The organism is Rhizobium sp. R635 (genome assembly GCF_002211285.1).
GTDB lineage: Bacteria > Pseudomonadota > Alphaproteobacteria > Rhizobiales > Rhizobiaceae > Rhizobium.
The window spans coordinates 44,775-60,636 of the sequence record NZ_LOKX01000022.1; the positions used below are offsets into that span (position 1 = coordinate 44,775).

A 15,862-nucleotide genomic window follows, 5' to 3' on the forward strand; every position below is an offset into this window, starting at 1 on the left:
TTGACTTGGAGATCGATGTTGGAGCGCATTACCAGAAGCCTTACGAGCGCGAGCCTTTTTCTGGCAGTCTATTTCCTGCTGAACATCGCGCTCCGCATCGCCTTGCCTCATACGCTCGATCTCGACGAGGCGGAACAATCGTTCTACTCGCAATATCTTCTGGCTGGCTACGGCCCGCAGCCGCCCTTTTACAATTGGATTCAATACGCCATCGTCTCTGTCACCGGGATCAAGATGTGGGCGCTCTCGGTTCCGAAAAACATCATTCTCTTCGGCTGCTATCTTTTCTATGGGCTGGCGGCCCGCGAGGTGGTGAAGAACCGCCTGCTCGCACCCATCGCCATGCTGAGCCTGATTACCCTGCCGCAAGTCGGCCTGATGGCGCAGCGCGAACTGACCCATACCGTTGCCCTGCTGTTTGCGACCTCGCTCTTCCTCTTCGGCTTTTTCCGCACGCTTCGGCAGCCGACGGTCGGGAGCTATCTCATCATCGGCATCGCCACCGGCATCGGCCTGATCTCCAAATATAATTTCGCCATCCTGCCGTTTGCCGCCTTAATCGCCGTCCTGCCGGACAGGAAGTGGCGCAGCCGCCTGTTCGACTGGCGTCTGCTGCCGGCAATCGCGATCGCCATTCTGATCGTTCTGCCGCATGCGCTCTGGCTGCCCGACAATCTCGCCAGCGCGTCGGGCCCGACACTGGAGCGGATGACCGCCGAGCATGAGGCGGCCGCCGGCCTTCCCCGCATCGGACAAGGGCTGCTGTCCCTCGTCATCGCCGTGCTCGGCTTCGTCGCATTGCCGATCGTTCTCATCGCGGCCGCCTTCCGGCGGGATTTCTTCCGTGCGCTCTCCTCGACCAGTCCGATGATCCGGGTGATCGAGCGGATGATGATCGTCAGCCTGATCGCCTTCGCCGGCGTCATTGTCTTCGCCGGCGCGAGCGATATCCACGAACGCTGGCTCGACCCCTGCCTGCTCGTGCTGCTGATCTATCTGTTCCTGAAACTGGAAGCCGCAGGCTTCGATCTTTCCGCCGGCCTTGCCCGCTTCCGGCCTGTGGTGCCGGTCTTCATGGTCGTCATCCTGGCGATCCTTCTGCTGCGGATCGTCGCCATTCAATATATCGGCACTTATACGAGAACGAACGTGCCCTTCTCCGGCTACGCGGCCGAACTGACCGCGACCCGCAAGCCGGTTCTCATCGTGGCGGGAACCAAGTTCGTGGCCGGCAACATGAAGCTGGAATTCCCCGACGTTCCCGTCGTGATCCCGTTCTTTCCAGGCCCCGGGGTTCCCGAATATGCGACTGCGAAAGGTCCGGTGCTCGTCGTCTGGCGCGGCGAGACCGCGAATGATCCGACCATTTCTCCCGGTTTTGCCGACAATCTCGTGAAATCGGGTATTCATCTGCAAGAGGTGAACACGCTGACGCTGCCCTATCTTTTCGGTGACGGCAAACATACCTTCTCCATTGGCTATTCCTGGGTCGAAGGCGGCGCCAAATAGCGTTCCGGCACGTCGGCGGATTGCGGGGAAACCGGCATTGCCCGCTGGCAACGGGCAGACACTTCATGTAGTAGGCTTCCGCAAGCGCGGTGGCGGCGGTAAGAATTGTCAGGCCGCCCGGCCTTTTGGAGATGAAAGTTGCAGACAACGGTAGAGCCCACTCGCGGCACGAATGATCCGGTACAATCGCTCGAGCTGTCGCTGGTCGTGCCCGTTTTCAACGAAGAGGAAAGCGTCGGCCCGCTGGTCGAGCGCATCGTTGCGGCAATGACCGAGTATCCTCATCGCTGGGAACTGATCCTCGTCGACGACGGCAGCACGGATGCGACGCTGGTCAACGCCCGCAAGTTCGTCAGCCGCGAGGGTCTGGCGCTCAGGATCGTCGAGCTGCAGCGCAACTTCGGCCAGACCGCCGCCATGCAGGCCGGCATCGACACCGCCCGCGGCCGCCTGATCGCGACGATGGACGGCGATCTGCAGAACGACCCGAAGGATATCCCTTCGATGGTCTCCGAGCTGGAGCGGCGCCAACTCGACCTCCTGGTCGGCTGGCGCAAGAACCGCAAGGACGGCCTGTTCCTGCGCAAGATCCCTTCCTGGTGCGCCAACTACCTGATCGGCCGCATCACCGGCGTCAAGCTGCATGATTACGGCTGCAGCCTGAAGATCTACCGCGCCTCGATCATCAAGCAGGTGAAGCTGATGGGCGAGATGCACCGCTTCATCCCGGCCTGGGTCGCCGGTGTCGTCCCGAGCTCGCGCATCGGCGAGATGGCCGTCACCCACCATGCCCGCGAGCACGGCGTTTCGAAATACGGCATTTCGCGCACCTTCCGCGTCATCCTCGATCTGCTGTCTGTCATGTTCTTCATGCGTTACAAGGCGCGGCCCGGCCATTTCTTCGGCTCGCTCGGTCTCGGTCTCGGCGCGGTCGCAATGCTGATCCTGCTCTATCTCGGCTTCGACAAGTTCATCCTGGGCAACGACATCGGCACACGCCCGATGCTGATGGTCGGCGTCGTGCTGCTGCTTTCGTCGGTACAGATGATCACTACCGGCATCCTGGCGGAAATGATCGCGCGCACCTACTATCGCGACGACGCTTCCCCGAACTATATCGTGCGGCAGATCTTCGACGATCAAAGCCAAGCGTAAGCCGGCAGCACGATGCTGGAACGCGCGACGAGGACGATCAGAACCGCGGCGCTGCTGCTTGCAGCCTATTTCGTGCTGAACATCGCGCTCAGGCTCGTGCTTCCGCATTCGCTGGAGCTCGACGAGGCCGAGCAGTCCTTCTTTTCGCAATATCTGCTGGCGGGCTACGGCCCGCAGCCGCCCTTCTATAACTGGTTGCAGTATGCCGTCGTTTCGGTGACAGGCATGTCGATCGGCGCGCTCGTCATCCCGAAGAATATCCTGCTCTTCCTGTGTTACCTCTTTTACGGCCTTGCCGGACGCGAGGCGCTGAAGGACCAGAAGCTTGCCGCCGTCGGCATGCTGGCACTGATCACCCTGCCCCAGGTCTCCTACATGGCGCAGCAGGACCTGACCCATACGACGGCGCTGCTTTTTGCGAGCTCGCTCTTCCTCTACGGCTTCTTCCGCACGCTGGAGCGGCCGGATATCGGCAGCTACCTCCTGCTCGGGCTTTCCACAGGCATCGGGCTGATCTCGAAATATAATTTCGCGCTGATGCCCGCCGCCGCGCTGATCGCCATCCTGCCCGATGCCGAATGGCGGCGCAGGATATTGGATTGGCGCATCCTGGCGGCGATCATCGTTGCGCTCGTCATCGTGCTGCCGCACGCGATCTGGCTGCGAGGCAATCTCGAATTTGCCTCTTCAGACACTCTGGTCAAGATGGCGGCCGGCAACGAACCGGCCGGCGCCTTGCGGATCGGCAAAGGCATGCTCGCCTTTCTCGTCGCCATCATCGCCTTTGCAGCGCTGCCCGTCGCCATTTTCGCCGCCGCCTTCCGCCGGGATTTTATCCGGGCGCTCTCATCGGGCAACCGTTGGACTGCGATGATGGAGCGGATGATGCTCGCGAGCCTTGCCGGCATCGCTCTCATCGTCCTCTTCACCGGCTCCACTACCGTGCGGGAACGCTGGCTCGATCCATTCCTGCTGGTGCTGCCGATCTACTTCCTGGCAAAGATGCAGGCGGCCGGGCTCGATCTTTCCGCCGGACTGCGCCGCTTCCGACCCGTCGTGCCGGTGCTGATGGCCTGCGTGCTCGTCGCGCTCGGTTTCCGCGTCGTCGGCGCCGGGCTGATCGAAACCTACAGCAGGCCGAATGTGCCGATGGCCGATCTCGCGCGTGACATGACGCGACAATCCAAACCTGCGCTCGTGATCGCCTCGGATACCTATGTCGGCGGGAACATGCGGCTGCAATTTCCCGGCGTGCCCGTGGTGATCCCGGATTTTCCGGCACCCGGCATTCCGGCCTATGCGACAGCGGACGGGCCGGTGCTCATCGTCTGGCGCGGCAAGAAGACGGCAACGGCCGCCGATGCGGTCATGCCGGAGCGGTTTTCGTCGGCGCTGGCGGCGGCTGATATCGCGCCGCAGGAGATCGGCGCCTTGTCGCTTCCCTATCATTTCGGCCGCCAGGGCGATAATTTCGCCCTCGGCTATGCCTGGGTTCAGCCGGGGGCGAGACAATGACCGAGATCAGGCTTCGTGACATCAGGTGGATTTTCCTCCTGCTGGCCGCCTATTTCGTGCTTCAGGTCGGCGTGCGGCTTGCAACCTCGCATTCGCTCGATCTCGACGAGGCCGAACAGGCCTTCCGTTCGCAATGGCTCGCCGCCGGTTACGGCCCGCAGCCGCCCTTCTACAACTGGCTGCAATATACCGTCTTCCAATTTACCGGCGTTTCGCTTGCCGCCCTGTCTGTCGTCAAGAACCTTCTGCTGTTCAGCTCCTATCTGCTGTACGGTCTGACGGCGCGGCTCGTCCTGCGCGACAAGGCGCTCGTGGCGATCGCAACACTCGGGCTGCTGACGATCCCGCAGATGGTTTTCGAGATGCAGCGGGACCTGACGCACACGGTCGCGGTGTTCTTTTCAGCCAGCATCTTCCTCTACGGCTTCATCCGCAGCCTGAAGCAGCCGAGCGTTGCCTCCTACCTGATCGCGGGCATCGGCATCGGTTTCGGCCTGCTTGCCAAATATAATTTCGCCATCCTGCCGGCCGCAGCCCTGATTGCCGCGCTGGCGGATGCACGCCTGCGGCCGCGGATCTTCGACCTGCGGCTGACGCTGACAGTCGTCGTGGCGCTCGTCATCACCCTGCCGCATCTCTTCTGGCTGAAAGACAATCTCGATTTCGCAACCGCGCGCACGCTGGAGAAGATGACCGCGAGCGGCGATGCGAGCTATCCCATGCAAGTCGCCATGGGCATCGGCTCGCTCGCTCTCGCCGTCATCAGCTTCGCCGGATTGACGGTGGCGGTGTTCGCAATCGTCTTCGCCAAGTCGCTTCGCCCGGCGCTCACCGCCCGATCAAAATGGACCGGGCTTCTCGAGCGGATGATGCTCGTCTTCGCCATCGGTATTCTGCTGTTGATCGTCTTCGGAGGTGCTGCCGGCATCAAGGATCGCTGGCTGGTGCCGATGCTCTTCATCATGCCGCTTTATCTCTGCCTGAAGATCGAGGCGGCCGGCACGGAAACCGACAAGGCTTTCAGGCGTTTCATGCCGATCATTGCCATCATCATGATCGGCGTGCCGGCAGCCCTTTACGGCAGCGTGGCGAGCGCGCGCTTCTCGGGCCACTACGAGCGGCTGAACAGGCCCTATGCCGGGATGCTCGAAATCTTGCGCAAACAGGCCGAACCGGCGGCGATCCTGGCCGGCGACAGCCTGCTCGCCGGCAATCTCAGACAGGACATTCCCGGCATCCCCGTCCTTTCCACGGACTATCCCGGTTTCAAGCCGGATATCTCAGGCCGCCGGCCGCTTCTCCTCGTATGGCTCCTACCGCGCAAGGGAGAAACCGAAGCGCTTCCGCCTGATATGGCGCAATGGCTCCAGGCCAATCTCGGCCTATCCGCGCCCGAGGCCGCATTGATCGACGTGCCCTATGTCTACGGGCGCGGCGACGACAGCTATCGCTTCGGCTATGCCTGGGTTCATCAGTGAGCCCGGCTCAATTTGCCATCGGCCTGCTGCACCGCATATTGTAAAAGTATTGCATTTTACAATATAGTGAGAGCAAGGAGTCAATTGACATGGCACGGGCAAAGACCTTTTCGCTTGGCGATACCTATGACGGGATCCTGTCGGACCTTGTCCGCAATGGCCGGTTCGGCACTGAAACCGAGGCCGTGCGGGCAGGTATCCGCATGCTTGCCGACCACGAGCTCAAAATGCAGGCGCTGCGCAAGGACATTCAGGCGGCGGAGTCCGAGATCGAAGCCGGACTCGGCAAGGAATACGCCACCGGCGCGGATCTCCTCCAAGACGTCATGAATGAAAGCTAGCGCCATCAAACCGAAACGCCTGATTATCGCTCCATCCGCCGTCGAGGATCTGCGGAATATTCGACGCTATATCGCCGAGAGCAATCCCCACTACCGGATCACCCCGCGACTACATTTCGGAAGGCCTGCGCGGTTTGGCCTACCGGAATCGCTGCATTTATTACCGTTCCTATCACGACCGCATCGCAATTCTGCGCGTGAAACACGGCGCCGAAGATATCAAGCCGCAGGATTTCGAGCTTTAGGTTCAGAATTTCGTTCGCCGAGCCGGGCCGAACGAAATCAGGATTTCAGCTCTTTCCAGGCCGCATCCAACGCCAGCTTGGTAATCCTGGCCATCTCGTCCACCTCCGCATGGCTGATGACAAGCGGCGGTGAGGCGAGCATTCGGTCGCCGGTGGCGCGCAGCACGAGACCGTTCGCCAGTGCGTGGTTGCGTACCAGCGCGCCGATCTGGTCGGGCTTTTCATAGCGAGTGCGCGTGCGCTTGTCGGCGGCAAGCTGCAGGCCGCCCATCAGGCCGATACTGTCAGCCTCGCCGACCAGATCATGGTCTGCAAGTGCCGCCCAGGCCTTGCCGAAATAGGGACCGATATCGTCGCGCACGCGCTCGACCAGGCCTTCCTCCTCGATGATGCGCAGGTTTTCGAGCGCTGCTGCCGCACAGACCGGATGGCCTGAATAGGTGAAGCCGTGATTGAAATCGCCGGCCTCGTTGATCAGCACATCGGCGATACGGTCGCTGACGAGCACGCCGCCGATCGGCAGATAGCCGGAGGAAAGCCCCTTGGCGATCGGCGCGAGATCGGGCTCGACGCCGAAATGCTGGTGGCCGAACCATGCGCCCAGACGGCCGAAACCGCAGATCACCTCGTCGGTCACCAGCAGGATATTGCGCGCCTTGCAGATGCGGTCGATCTCCGGCCAATAGGTCTCCGGCGGGATGATGACCCCGGCAGCGCCCTGCACCGGCTCAGCGACGAAAGCGGCGATATTCTCTTCGCCCAATTCGTCGATCTCAGCTTCCAGCTCGCGAGCAACCTTGAGACCGAATTCGGCGGGCGAGAGATCGCCGCCTTCGCCATACCAATAGGGTTGGCTGATATGGACGATGCCCGGGATCGGCAGATCGCCCTGCTCGTGCATGTATTTCATGCCGCCGAGGCTGGCGCCGGCGACGGTCGAGCCGTGATACCCGTTCTTCCGCGCAATCACGATCTTCTTCGACGATTTGCCGACCGCGCTCCAATAGACGCGGGCCATGCGGAACCAGGTGTCGTTGGCCTCCGAACCGGAGCCGGTGAAGAAGATATGATTGAAGGGCGGTCCGGCATGGCAGGTGACCTTCTGGGCCAGCAGCGTCGCCGGCGCCGAGGTCGTGCCGAAGAAGGTGTTGTAGTAAGGCAGCTCATTCATCTGCCTTGCGACGGCCTCAGCGATTTCCCGGCGGCCATAACCGATATTGACGCACCAGAGGCCGGCGAAGCCATCGAGATATTTCCTGCCGTGATTGTCGAAAATGTAGACGCCCTCGCCGCGCTGGATGATGCGCGTGCCTTCCGCATTCAGCTTCTTCATGTCGGAGAAGGGGTGCAGGTGATGCGCGGCGTCGATCGCGACAAGATTCGAGGGCGGGTAAGTATCGGGCATGATTGGTAAAAGATCCTCGCGGATTGAAAGGCTGCTGTCGATGGGATAGGAGCTTGGCCTTGTCCCGGAGGATTTTCAAGGCCATGGCGAGCGACAGGATGGACGGCAAGATCGAAGGTGGCGATCCGCGTTTCGAGATTCTGATCGTCGGCATGAACGGGGATCTGCGGGGCAAACAGCTGCCATCGGGCGCCGAAGACAAGGTCTGGGCCGGAGACATCCGCCTGCCGACCTCGACGCAATCGCTTGATATCTGGGGCGACGACAATGACGACATCACCGGCCTGTCGCTGACGATCGGCGATCCCGACGGCAAGGTCATCCCCGACCGGCGCAGCCTCGCGCCGATGCCCTGGGCGCCTGAGGGATCGATGCAGGTGCTCGCCACCATGCACGAATTCGACGGCAGCCCGAGCTTCATGGACCCGCGCGCCATCCTCGCTTCGGTGCTGGAGCGCTATGCCACACGCGGACTGACGCCTGTGGTGGCGACCGAGCTGGAATTCTACGTCATGTCGGGCGACTGGCGCGAAACCGGACGCCCCTCCCCGCCTGAAAGCCTCACCTATCGCGGCGAACCGAACGGTTTCCAGCTCTATGACATGAGCGCCGTCGACGCGCTCGACAGCTACCTCGCGACGCTGAGGGCCTATGCCAGGGCGCAGGGACTGCCAGCAGAGGCGACGACGGCGGAATTCGGCCCGGGTCAGTTCGAAGTCAACCTCATGCACCGCCCCGATGCGCTGGCGGCCGCCGACGACTGCCTCTATTTGAAGCGCATCGCCGAGCAGGCGGCGCGCCGCCATGGGCTGAAATCGACCTGCATGGCCAAGCCCTATTCCGAGCATGCCGGCTCCGGACTGCACGTCCATGCGAGCATCATCGACAGCGAGGGCCGGAACATTCTCGATGCCAGGGGCGGCGAGCCGAAACTGCTCAAATCGGTCACGGCAGGCCTGCTCAACACCATGCGCGAAGCGCAGTTGATCTTCGCTCCCTTCGCCAATTCCTATCGGCGCTTCCAGCCTGGCTCCTTCGCACCCGTCGATCTCACCTGGGGCACCGGCCATCGCGGCACGGCGATCCGCATACCCGATCAGGACGGACCGGGAGCGCGTGTGGAACATCGCGTCGCCGGCGCCGACGCCAATCCCTATCTGCTGCTGGCCGCGATCCTTGGGGGCATGCTCATCGGTCTCGATGGCGAGCTCGATCCCGGCGAGGAGACGACGCCGTCGCATATGCCTGCGAATACCACGCGGCTGACGCATGATTTCCTGAGTGCCGTCGAAACCTTCCGCGCCTCGCCCTTCATCGCCGATATCTTCGGCGCACGCTACCAGGCGCTTTACGGCGACACCAAGCGCAAGGAAGCGCTCGCGCATCTGCGTACGGTTTCGGATTTCGACTATCGCACCTATCTGCCGCGGCTTTGACGCCTTACGCAGCAGGCTCGCTTACGCGGCAGGCTCGCGGCGTTCGTCGGCATTCACCTGGGCTGCGAGCCCCTGCTTGACGAGAACCTTCAACTCGCCCGGATGCAGCCGGATCGAGACGTCTCGTGCGAGCGGCAGCAACTCGCCGTCCATGACGCAATTGGCCTTGGAGCGCAGTTTCGGGAAATGCAGGTGGACTTCCGCCGGGTGCATGACCATGACGTCGGCATTCTCGCGAACCTTGCCGCGCAGCATGTCGATGGCGAGACGGGCGACGCCGAGGGGCTTCAGCGGATTTGCGGTGTAGAAGCCGAGTTCGCCGCTTCTCAGATTGTCGGCGTAGAGCAGCGCATTCTCGCCGAAGGGATTGTTGGAGACCGAGATCGCCGAGACTCTGCGGCGCTCCCGCATGCCGACCGCCTCGAACTCCACCTCGAACTCGGGCGGGTTGAAGATCACGCCGAGGGCCGCCTTCGTGCTCGCCCGAATTTTGCCGAGCCGCGAGCGATAGCTGTAGGAATTGCGGTAGCGCACCATGCGGGCATGCAGGCCAGCCGAAAACTGATGGATGAAGGGCCGGCCGTTGGCGCTGGCGATATCGACATTGTCGATCTCGCCTGATGCCAGCACATCGAGCGCCTGCCAGATATCGAGCGGCACGCGCAGCGAACGGGCAAAGAGGTTCATGGTGCCGGCCGGCACGACACCGAGCGCAATGCCGTTTTTCCAGGCGATCGACGCCGCCGCCGAAATCGTCCCGTCGCCGCCGCCGGCGACGATGCCGTCGATATCGTCTCGTTTGGCCGCCCGTTCCATGGCGGGAATGATTTCCTTGCCAGCGAAAACGATGGCATCGAAATCATGTCCCGCATCCCGAAAGGCCGCCTCCGCCCTCTTCTCATAAGCCAGCATATCGGTGGTCCGGAAGGTGCCGCCGTCGCGATTGAAAAAGCCTACAAGCTTCATGAGGGTTCCTGTCTCTGGCGCGGAAACAATCCTGCCTTTGCCCTGAGATGGTTGCGGTATCAGCGATTTCAAGCGCCGCAGCTTCCCTGCAGAGATGACAGAAATGCAAATATTGCAACTGATATATGCACATAGCAGGACGCTGCACTGCGAAAATTGCACTCGACGCCTGCCGGTACATTACGGATAGATCAGATATCGGAGAGATCGTCTCCACGTCCCGCCATTTGTCCCGATCGCCTCGCCGCAGCGCCTACGCCAGGGGCTGATGCCAAGCAGAAAAGCCTCCCGAGGAACTCTCATGAGTGAGATCGCCATCAACGATTCCATCCGAACCCAGCCGGATGACGAGCTGCCGTCGGCGACGACCGTGGCTTTGGTTCAGCTGGCGCTCGCCTGCGGCGGTTTCGGCATCGGCACCGGCGAATTCGCGATCATGGGACTGCTCCCCAATGTCGCCGACACCTTCTCGGTCACGACGCCGCAGGCCGGTTACGTCATCAGCGCCTATGCGCTCGGTGTCGTCGTCGGTGCGCCCGTCATCGCCGTGCTCGCCGCGAAGATGGCGCGCCGCACGCTGCTTTTGACGCTGATGCTGGTCTTTGCCGCCGGCAACATATCGAGCGCCGCGGCGCCCACATTCGAGAGCTTCACCTTCCTGCGCTTCGTCACCGGCCTGCCGCATGGCGCCTATTTCGGCGTCGCGGCCCTCGTGGCCGCCTCGATGGTGCCGGTGCATCGGCGGGCACGCGCGGTCGGGCGCGTCATGCTCGGGCTCACCGTCGCCACGCTTCTCGGCACGCCGCTGACGACCTTCTTCGGCCAATCGCTCGACTGGCAGGTGGCATTTCTGTCGGTCGGCATCGTCGGCCTGCTGACGGTGGCGCTGATCTGGTTCTACGTTCCGAAGGACAGGGTTTCCGAGGGCGCGAGTTTCCTACGCGAACTCGGCGCCTTCCGCCGGCCTCAGGTCTGGCTGACGCTCGGCATCGCCGCCGTCGGCTATGGCGGCATGTTCGCGATGTTCAGCTATATCGCCTCGACGACGACCGAGGTGGCGATGCTGCCGGCAAGCGCGGTTCCGATCATGCTCGTTCTCTTCGGCGTCGGCATGAATGCCGGCAATTTCATCGGCTCGTGGCTCGCCGACAAGTCGCTGCTCGGCACGATCGGCGGTTCGCTCGTCTATAATATCGCCGTGCTGGCCATGTTCGCGCTGACCGCCGCCAATCCCTATATGCTCGGCCTCTCGGTGTTCCTCGTCGGCTGCGGTTTCGCCGCCGGCCCGGCGCTGCAGACGCGGCTGATGGATGTCGCCGCCGATGCGCAGACTCTGGCCGCCGCCTCCAACCATTCCGCCTTCAACATCGCCAATGCGATCGGCGCCTGGCTCGGCGGCCTCGTCATCGCCTGGGGTTACGGTTTTGCCGCGACCGGTTATGTCGGCGCCGCATTGTCCTTCCTCGGCCTCTTCGTCTTTGCGGCTTCGCTGCGCCTCGAACGCCGCAGCCGGAGCGCGCAGGCCGCCTAACGCATCTCCACCTGCACTGCGGGGGTGCGACATTCTGGCGTTAAGCATTTACCCTGCTTGACTTTTTCCGCGTTCGGGACCACCTACCTCGATACGTGAACGACACCCGTCGGCCACGGATTTCAACGGAGCCATCTTAACGATGCCAAGCGACAGTAGCAGTCGATTGCCCTTGCCGTACGCGGCCCTCGTGCGCTGACCGACTCCTGTCGGCTCGCCCGTTCGGGACGCTACGGCGGATCGACGGAAAGGCGAGCCTATGAACATCAATCGCTTCCCACTGCGGGCAGGCCATGCCGCCCGTGCCTTCATCAACAACAGCCGCGGCGCAACGATCGCCGAACGTGTCGATGCGTTGAACGCGCTGACCGTCCAGGATGCCGGCCGCGTGCTATCAGGCATGCCGCTCGACTATGCGGTCAACATTCTCGACCGGCCGGAGCTTCGCAACGCCGCTGAGATCCTCGCGCTGGTCAGCGCCGAGGATGCCGCACGGCTGCTGCACGGCATGTCCAACGACCGCGTCGCCGACGTGCTGCTGGAACTCGACGGCGAGACCCGCGCCCGGCTGTTCGCCAGCCTCGACGAGCCGGTTCGCATCGCGATCCAGCACCTGATGGGTTATCCGCCGCGCACGGCCGGCGGCATCATGACGACGGAGTTCGTCAGCGTGCCCGACAGCTGGACCGTCGCCCAGACGCTCGACCATGTGCGCCAGGTCGAACGCTCGCGCGAGACCGTCTACGCCATCTATGTGCTCGACGAGGTCAGCCATGCGCTGATGCATGTCGTGACGCTGCGCCGCCTCATCACCGGCGAGCCGGATGCCTCCATCCTCACGGTCGCTCAGAAAGGCGCTCCGGTTTCGGCCGATCCGCTGATGAAGCAGGAAGACGTCGCCCGCCTGATCCGCAAGCACGACCTGCTCGCTCTGCCGGTGACCGACGAACATGGGCAGATGCTCGGCATCGTCACGGTCGATGACGTCATCGACACGATGATCTCGGACACCACGGAAGCGGCCCAGAAGTTCGGCGGCATGGAAGCGCTCGGCCAGCCCTACATGAAGATCGGCTTCGCCGGCATGATCCGCAAGCGCGCCGGCTGGCTCGCCGCGCTCTTCCTCGGCGAGATGCTGACGGCAAGCGCCATGCAGCATTTCGAAGGCGAGCTTGAAAAGGCCGTGGTGCTGACCCTGTTCATCCCGCTGATCATGAGCTCGGGCGGCAATTCCGGCTCGCAGGCGACCTCGCTGATCATCCGTGCCCTGGCGCTCGGCGAGCTGAAGCTTTCGGATTGGTGGAAGGTGCTCTTCCGCGAGCTTCCGACGGGCATCGTGCTTGGCGCGATCCTCGGCCTCGTCGGCTTCATCCGCATCGTCTTCTGGCAGACGGCCGGGCTCTATGATTACGGCCCGCACTGGCAGATGGTCGCCATCACGGTGTTTGCCGCCCTGATCGGGATCGTCACCTTCGGCTCGATCTGCGGCTCAATGCTGCCCTTCGTGCTGCAGAAGCTGCGGCTCGATCCGGCCAGCGCCTCGGCCCCCTTCGTCGCCACGCTGGTCGACGTCACCGGGCTCGTCATCTACTTTTCGGTGGCGCTGCTCATTCTCAGCGGGACGCTGCTGTAGAACCAAAGACCCCTCCCCAACCCCTCCCCACAAGGGGGAGGGACTAACTTGGGGCACCGTCTCACTACCCCCGAAAGGTCAAATATTTGGAATGCGGGTGCGGCAGTTTAAGCCCCTCCCCCTTGTGGGGAGGGGTTTTTACCAGCAGGAAAGTATTAGGAACTTATCTTCCCTCGGGCAGCTTTAATGGGCCATGCGTCTTGATGCTGCGGATGGCGAAGTTGGAGCGGATGTCGCTGACGTTAGGCAGCGTCAGCAGCGTCTCCGTCAGAAGCCGTTCATAGGCGGCAAGATCCTCCACCACCACTTCGGCCAGGAAGTCGGCCGTGCCCGAGATCAGGAAGCAGGAGACGATCTCGGGGATGGCGAGCAGCGCCTTCTGCTGCGCCTCGGAATTTTCGCGGCTGTGCTGAACCACCTTGAATTCGACGAAAACGGTCAGGCCGAGGCCTACCTCCTTGCGATCGATATCGGCGGTGTATCCGCGAATGATACCGGAGCGTTCGAGATTGCGGATACGGCGCAGGCAGGGCGACGGCGAGAGGTTCACTTTTTCGGCGATCTCGACGTTGGTGGCCCGCGCATCCTCCTGCAGGCATTTCAGGATGGCGATATCGAATTTATCGAGATTTGGCATTTTCCTGATATCCATCGGTCCTGTTTGGCAGAAGATTGCGTATAACATGATTTTCTAGCCACAGATAGCAAGGACATGCCCTGGCCTCCGGCGCTAATCTTCTTTTCAACCGGACAGGATCCGGATGGAGGAAAGGATTAGGACGATGAGCACGATCGCATTTTCAAACGACAAATCGCCTTCGCAGACCCTTGGTTATGCAGCCGGCACCATCACCGTGCTGATCTGGGCGACCTGGTTTCTGGCAACCCGCCACAGCGCCGCGACGTCGCTCGGTTCGATCGATATCGGCCTCATCCGCTTCGGCATTCCGGCGCTGGCACTTTCGCCCGTCTGGCTTCGCATGGGCCTGCTGCCGAAGGGCCTGCCGCTTTATCTGCTGGCGATCATGGTCGCCGGCTGCGGCGCGGTCTTCTTCCTGGTGACGACACTTGCCATCCACTCCACACCGGCCGCCTCTTCGAGCATCCTGCTCGGCGGCTCCATGCCGCTTGCCACCGCGTTGATCGGCATTCTGCTGTTTCGGGAACGGCCGGATGTGACGCGCATCGCCGGGCTGGTGGCGATCGTCGGCGGCGTGATGATCCTGCTGGCCCGCAGCCTTGCCGATGCCTCCCTGCCCTGGACGAGCTTCGTCATGCTGCCGGCCGGCGCCGTGCTCTGGGCAAGCTATACCCATGCTTTCCGCCGCTCGGGCCTGACGGCCATTCAGGCCAGCGCGCTGATCGCCGTCTGGTCTTTCCTGATCATGGCCGTGCTCGCCCTCGTCTTCGGCGTTTCGCTGCCGCAGGCCCCGCTTCCGGAAATCGGCCTGCAGGTCTTGAGCCAGGGCATTCTTTCCGGTCTCGTCGCCATGGTTGCCTATGGCACGGCCGTTCGCACCCTCGGCGGAACGCAGGCCGCCGCCTTCACGGCGCTGACACCGGTTCTCGCCACACTCGGCGGCGGCCTCCTGCTTGGCGAAGCGATCGGCATTAGCGAAATCAGCGCCGCCGTGATCACCGGCCTCGGCGTGGCGCTTTCGACCGGGATCGCCGCACGCCGCCACTGACGCACCAGCGTCAGCCGCAAAAGCCAAAGCCGCCGACAGCCATCGCTGCGGCGGCTTTTTCAATAGGCCCGCCTTGGTCGTTCAAGCCTGGATGACAACGACCCTGGCGCCGACTTCGACGCGGCTATAGAGGTCGATCACGTCATGGTTCATCATGCGGATACAGCCGCTCGACATGGCGAGACCGATCGATTGCGGCTGGTTGGTGCCGTGAATGCGGAAATGCGTGTCACCGCCGCCGCGATAGAGATACATCGCCCGTGCGCCGAGCGGATTGTTCGGGCCGCCCGGCATGCCGCCGGCAAGCTTGCGATAGCGCTCTTCGCGGCGCTGCATATTCTCAGTGGGCGTCCAGCTCGGCCACTCGGCCTTGCGCCCGATATAAGCGTCACCGGCAAATGCCAGCCCTTCGCGGCCGACACCGACGCCGTAGCGCATCGCCCGGCCGCCCCCGAGGACATAGTAGGCACGACGCGCCGGCGTATCGACGACGATCGTGCCCGCAGCGTGGTTGGTTTCGTAAGCCACTTCCTGACGGCGAAGCTCCGGCTTGATCTTGTCGATCGGCACCTGCTTCAACGGAAATTTTTCGTCCGGAAGCGCGGCGTAGTTCGTCTGGCTGTTCAAACCGGTCGAAGAGCAGCCGGCGACAAAAAGAGGAAGAGCAATCAGGAAGCCCCGGCGCGAGATCGTCATAAATGTGTCCTTAGTGCGTCAACACGATGTCGCAAGCTAAGGAAATTATGGTTAACGAACGGCTAACAACGGACTTCAGCCGGCGATCACAAAGGCGTCAGCCCCATGAAAATTGCCGGCTGTGACGACAATCCGCCTCACATATTCGGATAGACCGGCCCCTCGCCGCCCTGCGGCGGCACCCAGTTGATGTTCTGGTTGGGGTCCTTGATGTCGCAGGTCTTGCAGTGCACGCAGTTCTGGGCGTTGATGACGAAGGTCTCC

14 protein-coding genes are annotated in these 15,862 nt (G+C 62.5%); 9 read left to right on the forward strand and 5 right to left on the reverse strand.

The features are described from left to right. The first annotated feature begins 15 nt into the window (after window positions 1–15). The 5 genes from ATY78_RS16710 (at window position 16) to ATY78_RS16730 (ending at window position 5,998) form a co-directional block, all read left to right on the forward strand. A complete protein-coding gene (locus ATY78_RS16710) occupies window positions 16–1,509 on the forward strand; it encodes a glycosyltransferase family 39 protein (RefSeq protein WP_088683432.1) in 1,494 nt (497 codons plus the stop codon). Window positions 1,510–1,647: 138 nt separating this feature from the next. Then, entirely contained in the window at window positions 1,648–2,664 is a 1,017-nt protein-coding gene (locus ATY78_RS16715) for a glycosyltransferase family 2 protein (protein WP_088683433.1), read from the forward strand. A 12-nt stretch (window positions 2,665–2,676) separates the two neighbouring features. Beyond that, entirely contained in the window at window positions 2,677–4,179 is a 1,503-nt protein-coding gene (locus tag ATY78_RS16720) for a glycosyltransferase family 39 protein (RefSeq protein WP_088683434.1), read from the forward strand. Next, window positions 4,176–5,657 (forward strand): glycosyltransferase family 39 protein, encoded by a 1,482-nt coding sequence (locus ATY78_RS16725; protein WP_088683435.1) that lies wholly within the window; start codon window positions 4,176–4,178, stop codon window positions 5,655–5,657. The genes ATY78_RS16720 and ATY78_RS16725 overlap by 4 nt, the downstream gene beginning before the upstream one ends. Window positions 5,658–5,746: 89 nt before the next feature. After that, entirely contained in the window at window positions 5,747–5,998 is a 252-nt protein-coding gene (locus tag ATY78_RS16730) for a type II toxin-antitoxin system ParD family antitoxin (protein WP_088683436.1), read from the forward strand. Between the two features lie 282 nt (window positions 5,999–6,280). Here ATY78_RS16730 and ATY78_RS16735 read toward each other — a convergent pair whose 3' ends face one another. Beyond that, a complete protein-coding gene (locus ATY78_RS16735) occupies window positions 6,281–7,648 on the reverse strand; it encodes an aspartate aminotransferase family protein (protein ID WP_088683437.1) in 1,368 nt (455 codons plus the stop codon). A gap of 83 nt (window positions 7,649–7,731) precedes the next feature. Between ATY78_RS16735 and ATY78_RS16740 the strand changes: the two genes are divergently transcribed. Beyond that, window positions 7,732–9,084: a glutamine synthetase family protein gene (locus tag ATY78_RS16740; RefSeq protein ID WP_088683438.1), complete on the forward strand. Its 1,353-nt coding sequence runs from the start codon at window positions 7,732–7,734 to the stop codon at window positions 9,082–9,084. Between the two features lie 21 nt (window positions 9,085–9,105). Here ATY78_RS16740 and ATY78_RS16745 read toward each other — a convergent pair whose 3' ends face one another. Then, on the reverse strand, window positions 9,106–10,050 hold the full coding sequence (locus ATY78_RS16745; RefSeq protein ID WP_088683439.1) for a diacylglycerol kinase family protein: 945 nt from the start codon (window positions 10,048–10,050) through the stop codon (window positions 9,106–9,108). 301 nt (window positions 10,051–10,351) lie between these two features. On the opposite strand from ATY78_RS16745, the gene ATY78_RS16750 reads away from it, so the two are divergent. Continuing rightward, window positions 10,352–11,581: an MFS transporter gene (locus tag ATY78_RS16750; protein ID WP_088683440.1), complete on the forward strand. Its 1,230-nt coding sequence runs from the start codon at window positions 10,352–10,354 to the stop codon at window positions 11,579–11,581. 259 nt (window positions 11,582–11,840) lie between these two features. After that, window positions 11,841–13,214 (forward strand): magnesium transporter, encoded by a 1,374-nt coding sequence (gene mgtE, locus ATY78_RS16755; RefSeq protein ID WP_088683441.1) that lies wholly within the window; start codon window positions 11,841–11,843, stop codon window positions 13,212–13,214. A gap of 163 nt (window positions 13,215–13,377) precedes the next feature. Here mgtE and ATY78_RS16760 read toward each other — a convergent pair whose 3' ends face one another. Further along, window positions 13,378–13,851, reverse strand: coding sequence for an Lrp/AsnC family transcriptional regulator (locus tag ATY78_RS16760; protein ID WP_088683442.1), 474 nt, complete (start codon window positions 13,849–13,851; stop codon window positions 13,378–13,380). Window positions 13,852–13,996: 145 nt separating this feature from the next. Between ATY78_RS16760 and ATY78_RS16765 the strand changes: the two genes are divergently transcribed. Then, window positions 13,997–14,902 carry a DMT family transporter gene (locus ATY78_RS16765; protein ID WP_088683443.1) on the forward strand — a complete coding sequence of 302 codons (906 nt, stop codon included), beginning with the start codon at window positions 13,997–13,999 and terminating at the stop codon, window positions 14,900–14,902. An 81-nt stretch (window positions 14,903–14,983) separates the two neighbouring features. On the opposite strand, the gene ATY78_RS16770 is transcribed toward ATY78_RS16765, so the two are convergent. Next, window positions 14,984–15,598, reverse strand: coding sequence for a L,D-transpeptidase (locus ATY78_RS16770; RefSeq protein ID WP_088683444.1), 615 nt, complete (start codon window positions 15,596–15,598; stop codon window positions 14,984–14,986). 137 nt (window positions 15,599–15,735) lie between these two features. After that, window positions 15,736–15,862, reverse strand: a 127-nt coding sequence (locus tag ATY78_RS16775; protein WP_141105647.1) for a 4Fe-4S dicluster domain-containing protein, incomplete at its 5' end; no start/stop codon positions are given.

What these genes read in the sequence shown, in the direction of transcription:
- ATY78_RS16720 (WP_088683434.1), top strand. Translation starts at nt 2,677, where the DNA reads ATGCTGGAACGCGCGACGAGGACGATCAGAACCGCGGCGCTGCTGCTT.
- ATY78_RS16735 (WP_088683437.1), bottom strand. Translation starts at nt 7,648, where the DNA reads ATGCCCGATACTTACCCGCCCTCGAATCTTGTCGCGATCGACGCCGCG.
- ATY78_RS16765 (WP_088683443.1), top strand. Translation starts at nt 13,997, where the DNA reads ATGAGCACGATCGCATTTTCAAACGACAAATCGCCTTCGCAGACCCTT.
- ATY78_RS16745 (WP_088683439.1), bottom strand. Translation starts at nt 10,050, where the DNA reads ATGAAGCTTGTAGGCTTTTTCAATCGCGACGGCGGCACCTTCCGGACC.
- ATY78_RS16725 (WP_088683435.1), top strand. Translation starts at nt 4,176, where the DNA reads ATGACCGAGATCAGGCTTCGTGACATCAGGTGGATTTTCCTCCTGCTG.
- ATY78_RS16770 (WP_088683444.1), bottom strand. Translation starts at nt 15,598, where the DNA reads ATGACGATCTCGCGCCGGGGCTTCCTGATTGCTCTTCCTCTTTTTGTC.
- ATY78_RS16730 (WP_088683436.1), top strand. Translation starts at nt 5,747, where the DNA reads ATGGCACGGGCAAAGACCTTTTCGCTTGGCGATACCTATGACGGGATC.
- ATY78_RS16760 (WP_088683442.1), bottom strand. Translation starts at nt 13,851, where the DNA reads ATGCCAAATCTCGATAAATTCGATATCGCCATCCTGAAATGCCTGCAG.
- mgtE (WP_088683441.1), top strand. Translation starts at nt 11,841, where the DNA reads ATGAACATCAATCGCTTCCCACTGCGGGCAGGCCATGCCGCCCGTGCC.
- ATY78_RS16710 (WP_088683432.1), top strand. Translation starts at nt 16, where the DNA reads ATGTTGGAGCGCATTACCAGAAGCCTTACGAGCGCGAGCCTTTTTCTG.
- ATY78_RS16750 (WP_088683440.1), top strand. Translation starts at nt 10,352, where the DNA reads ATGAGTGAGATCGCCATCAACGATTCCATCCGAACCCAGCCGGATGAC.
- ATY78_RS16740 (WP_088683438.1), top strand. Translation starts at nt 7,732, where the DNA reads ATGGCGAGCGACAGGATGGACGGCAAGATCGAAGGTGGCGATCCGCGT.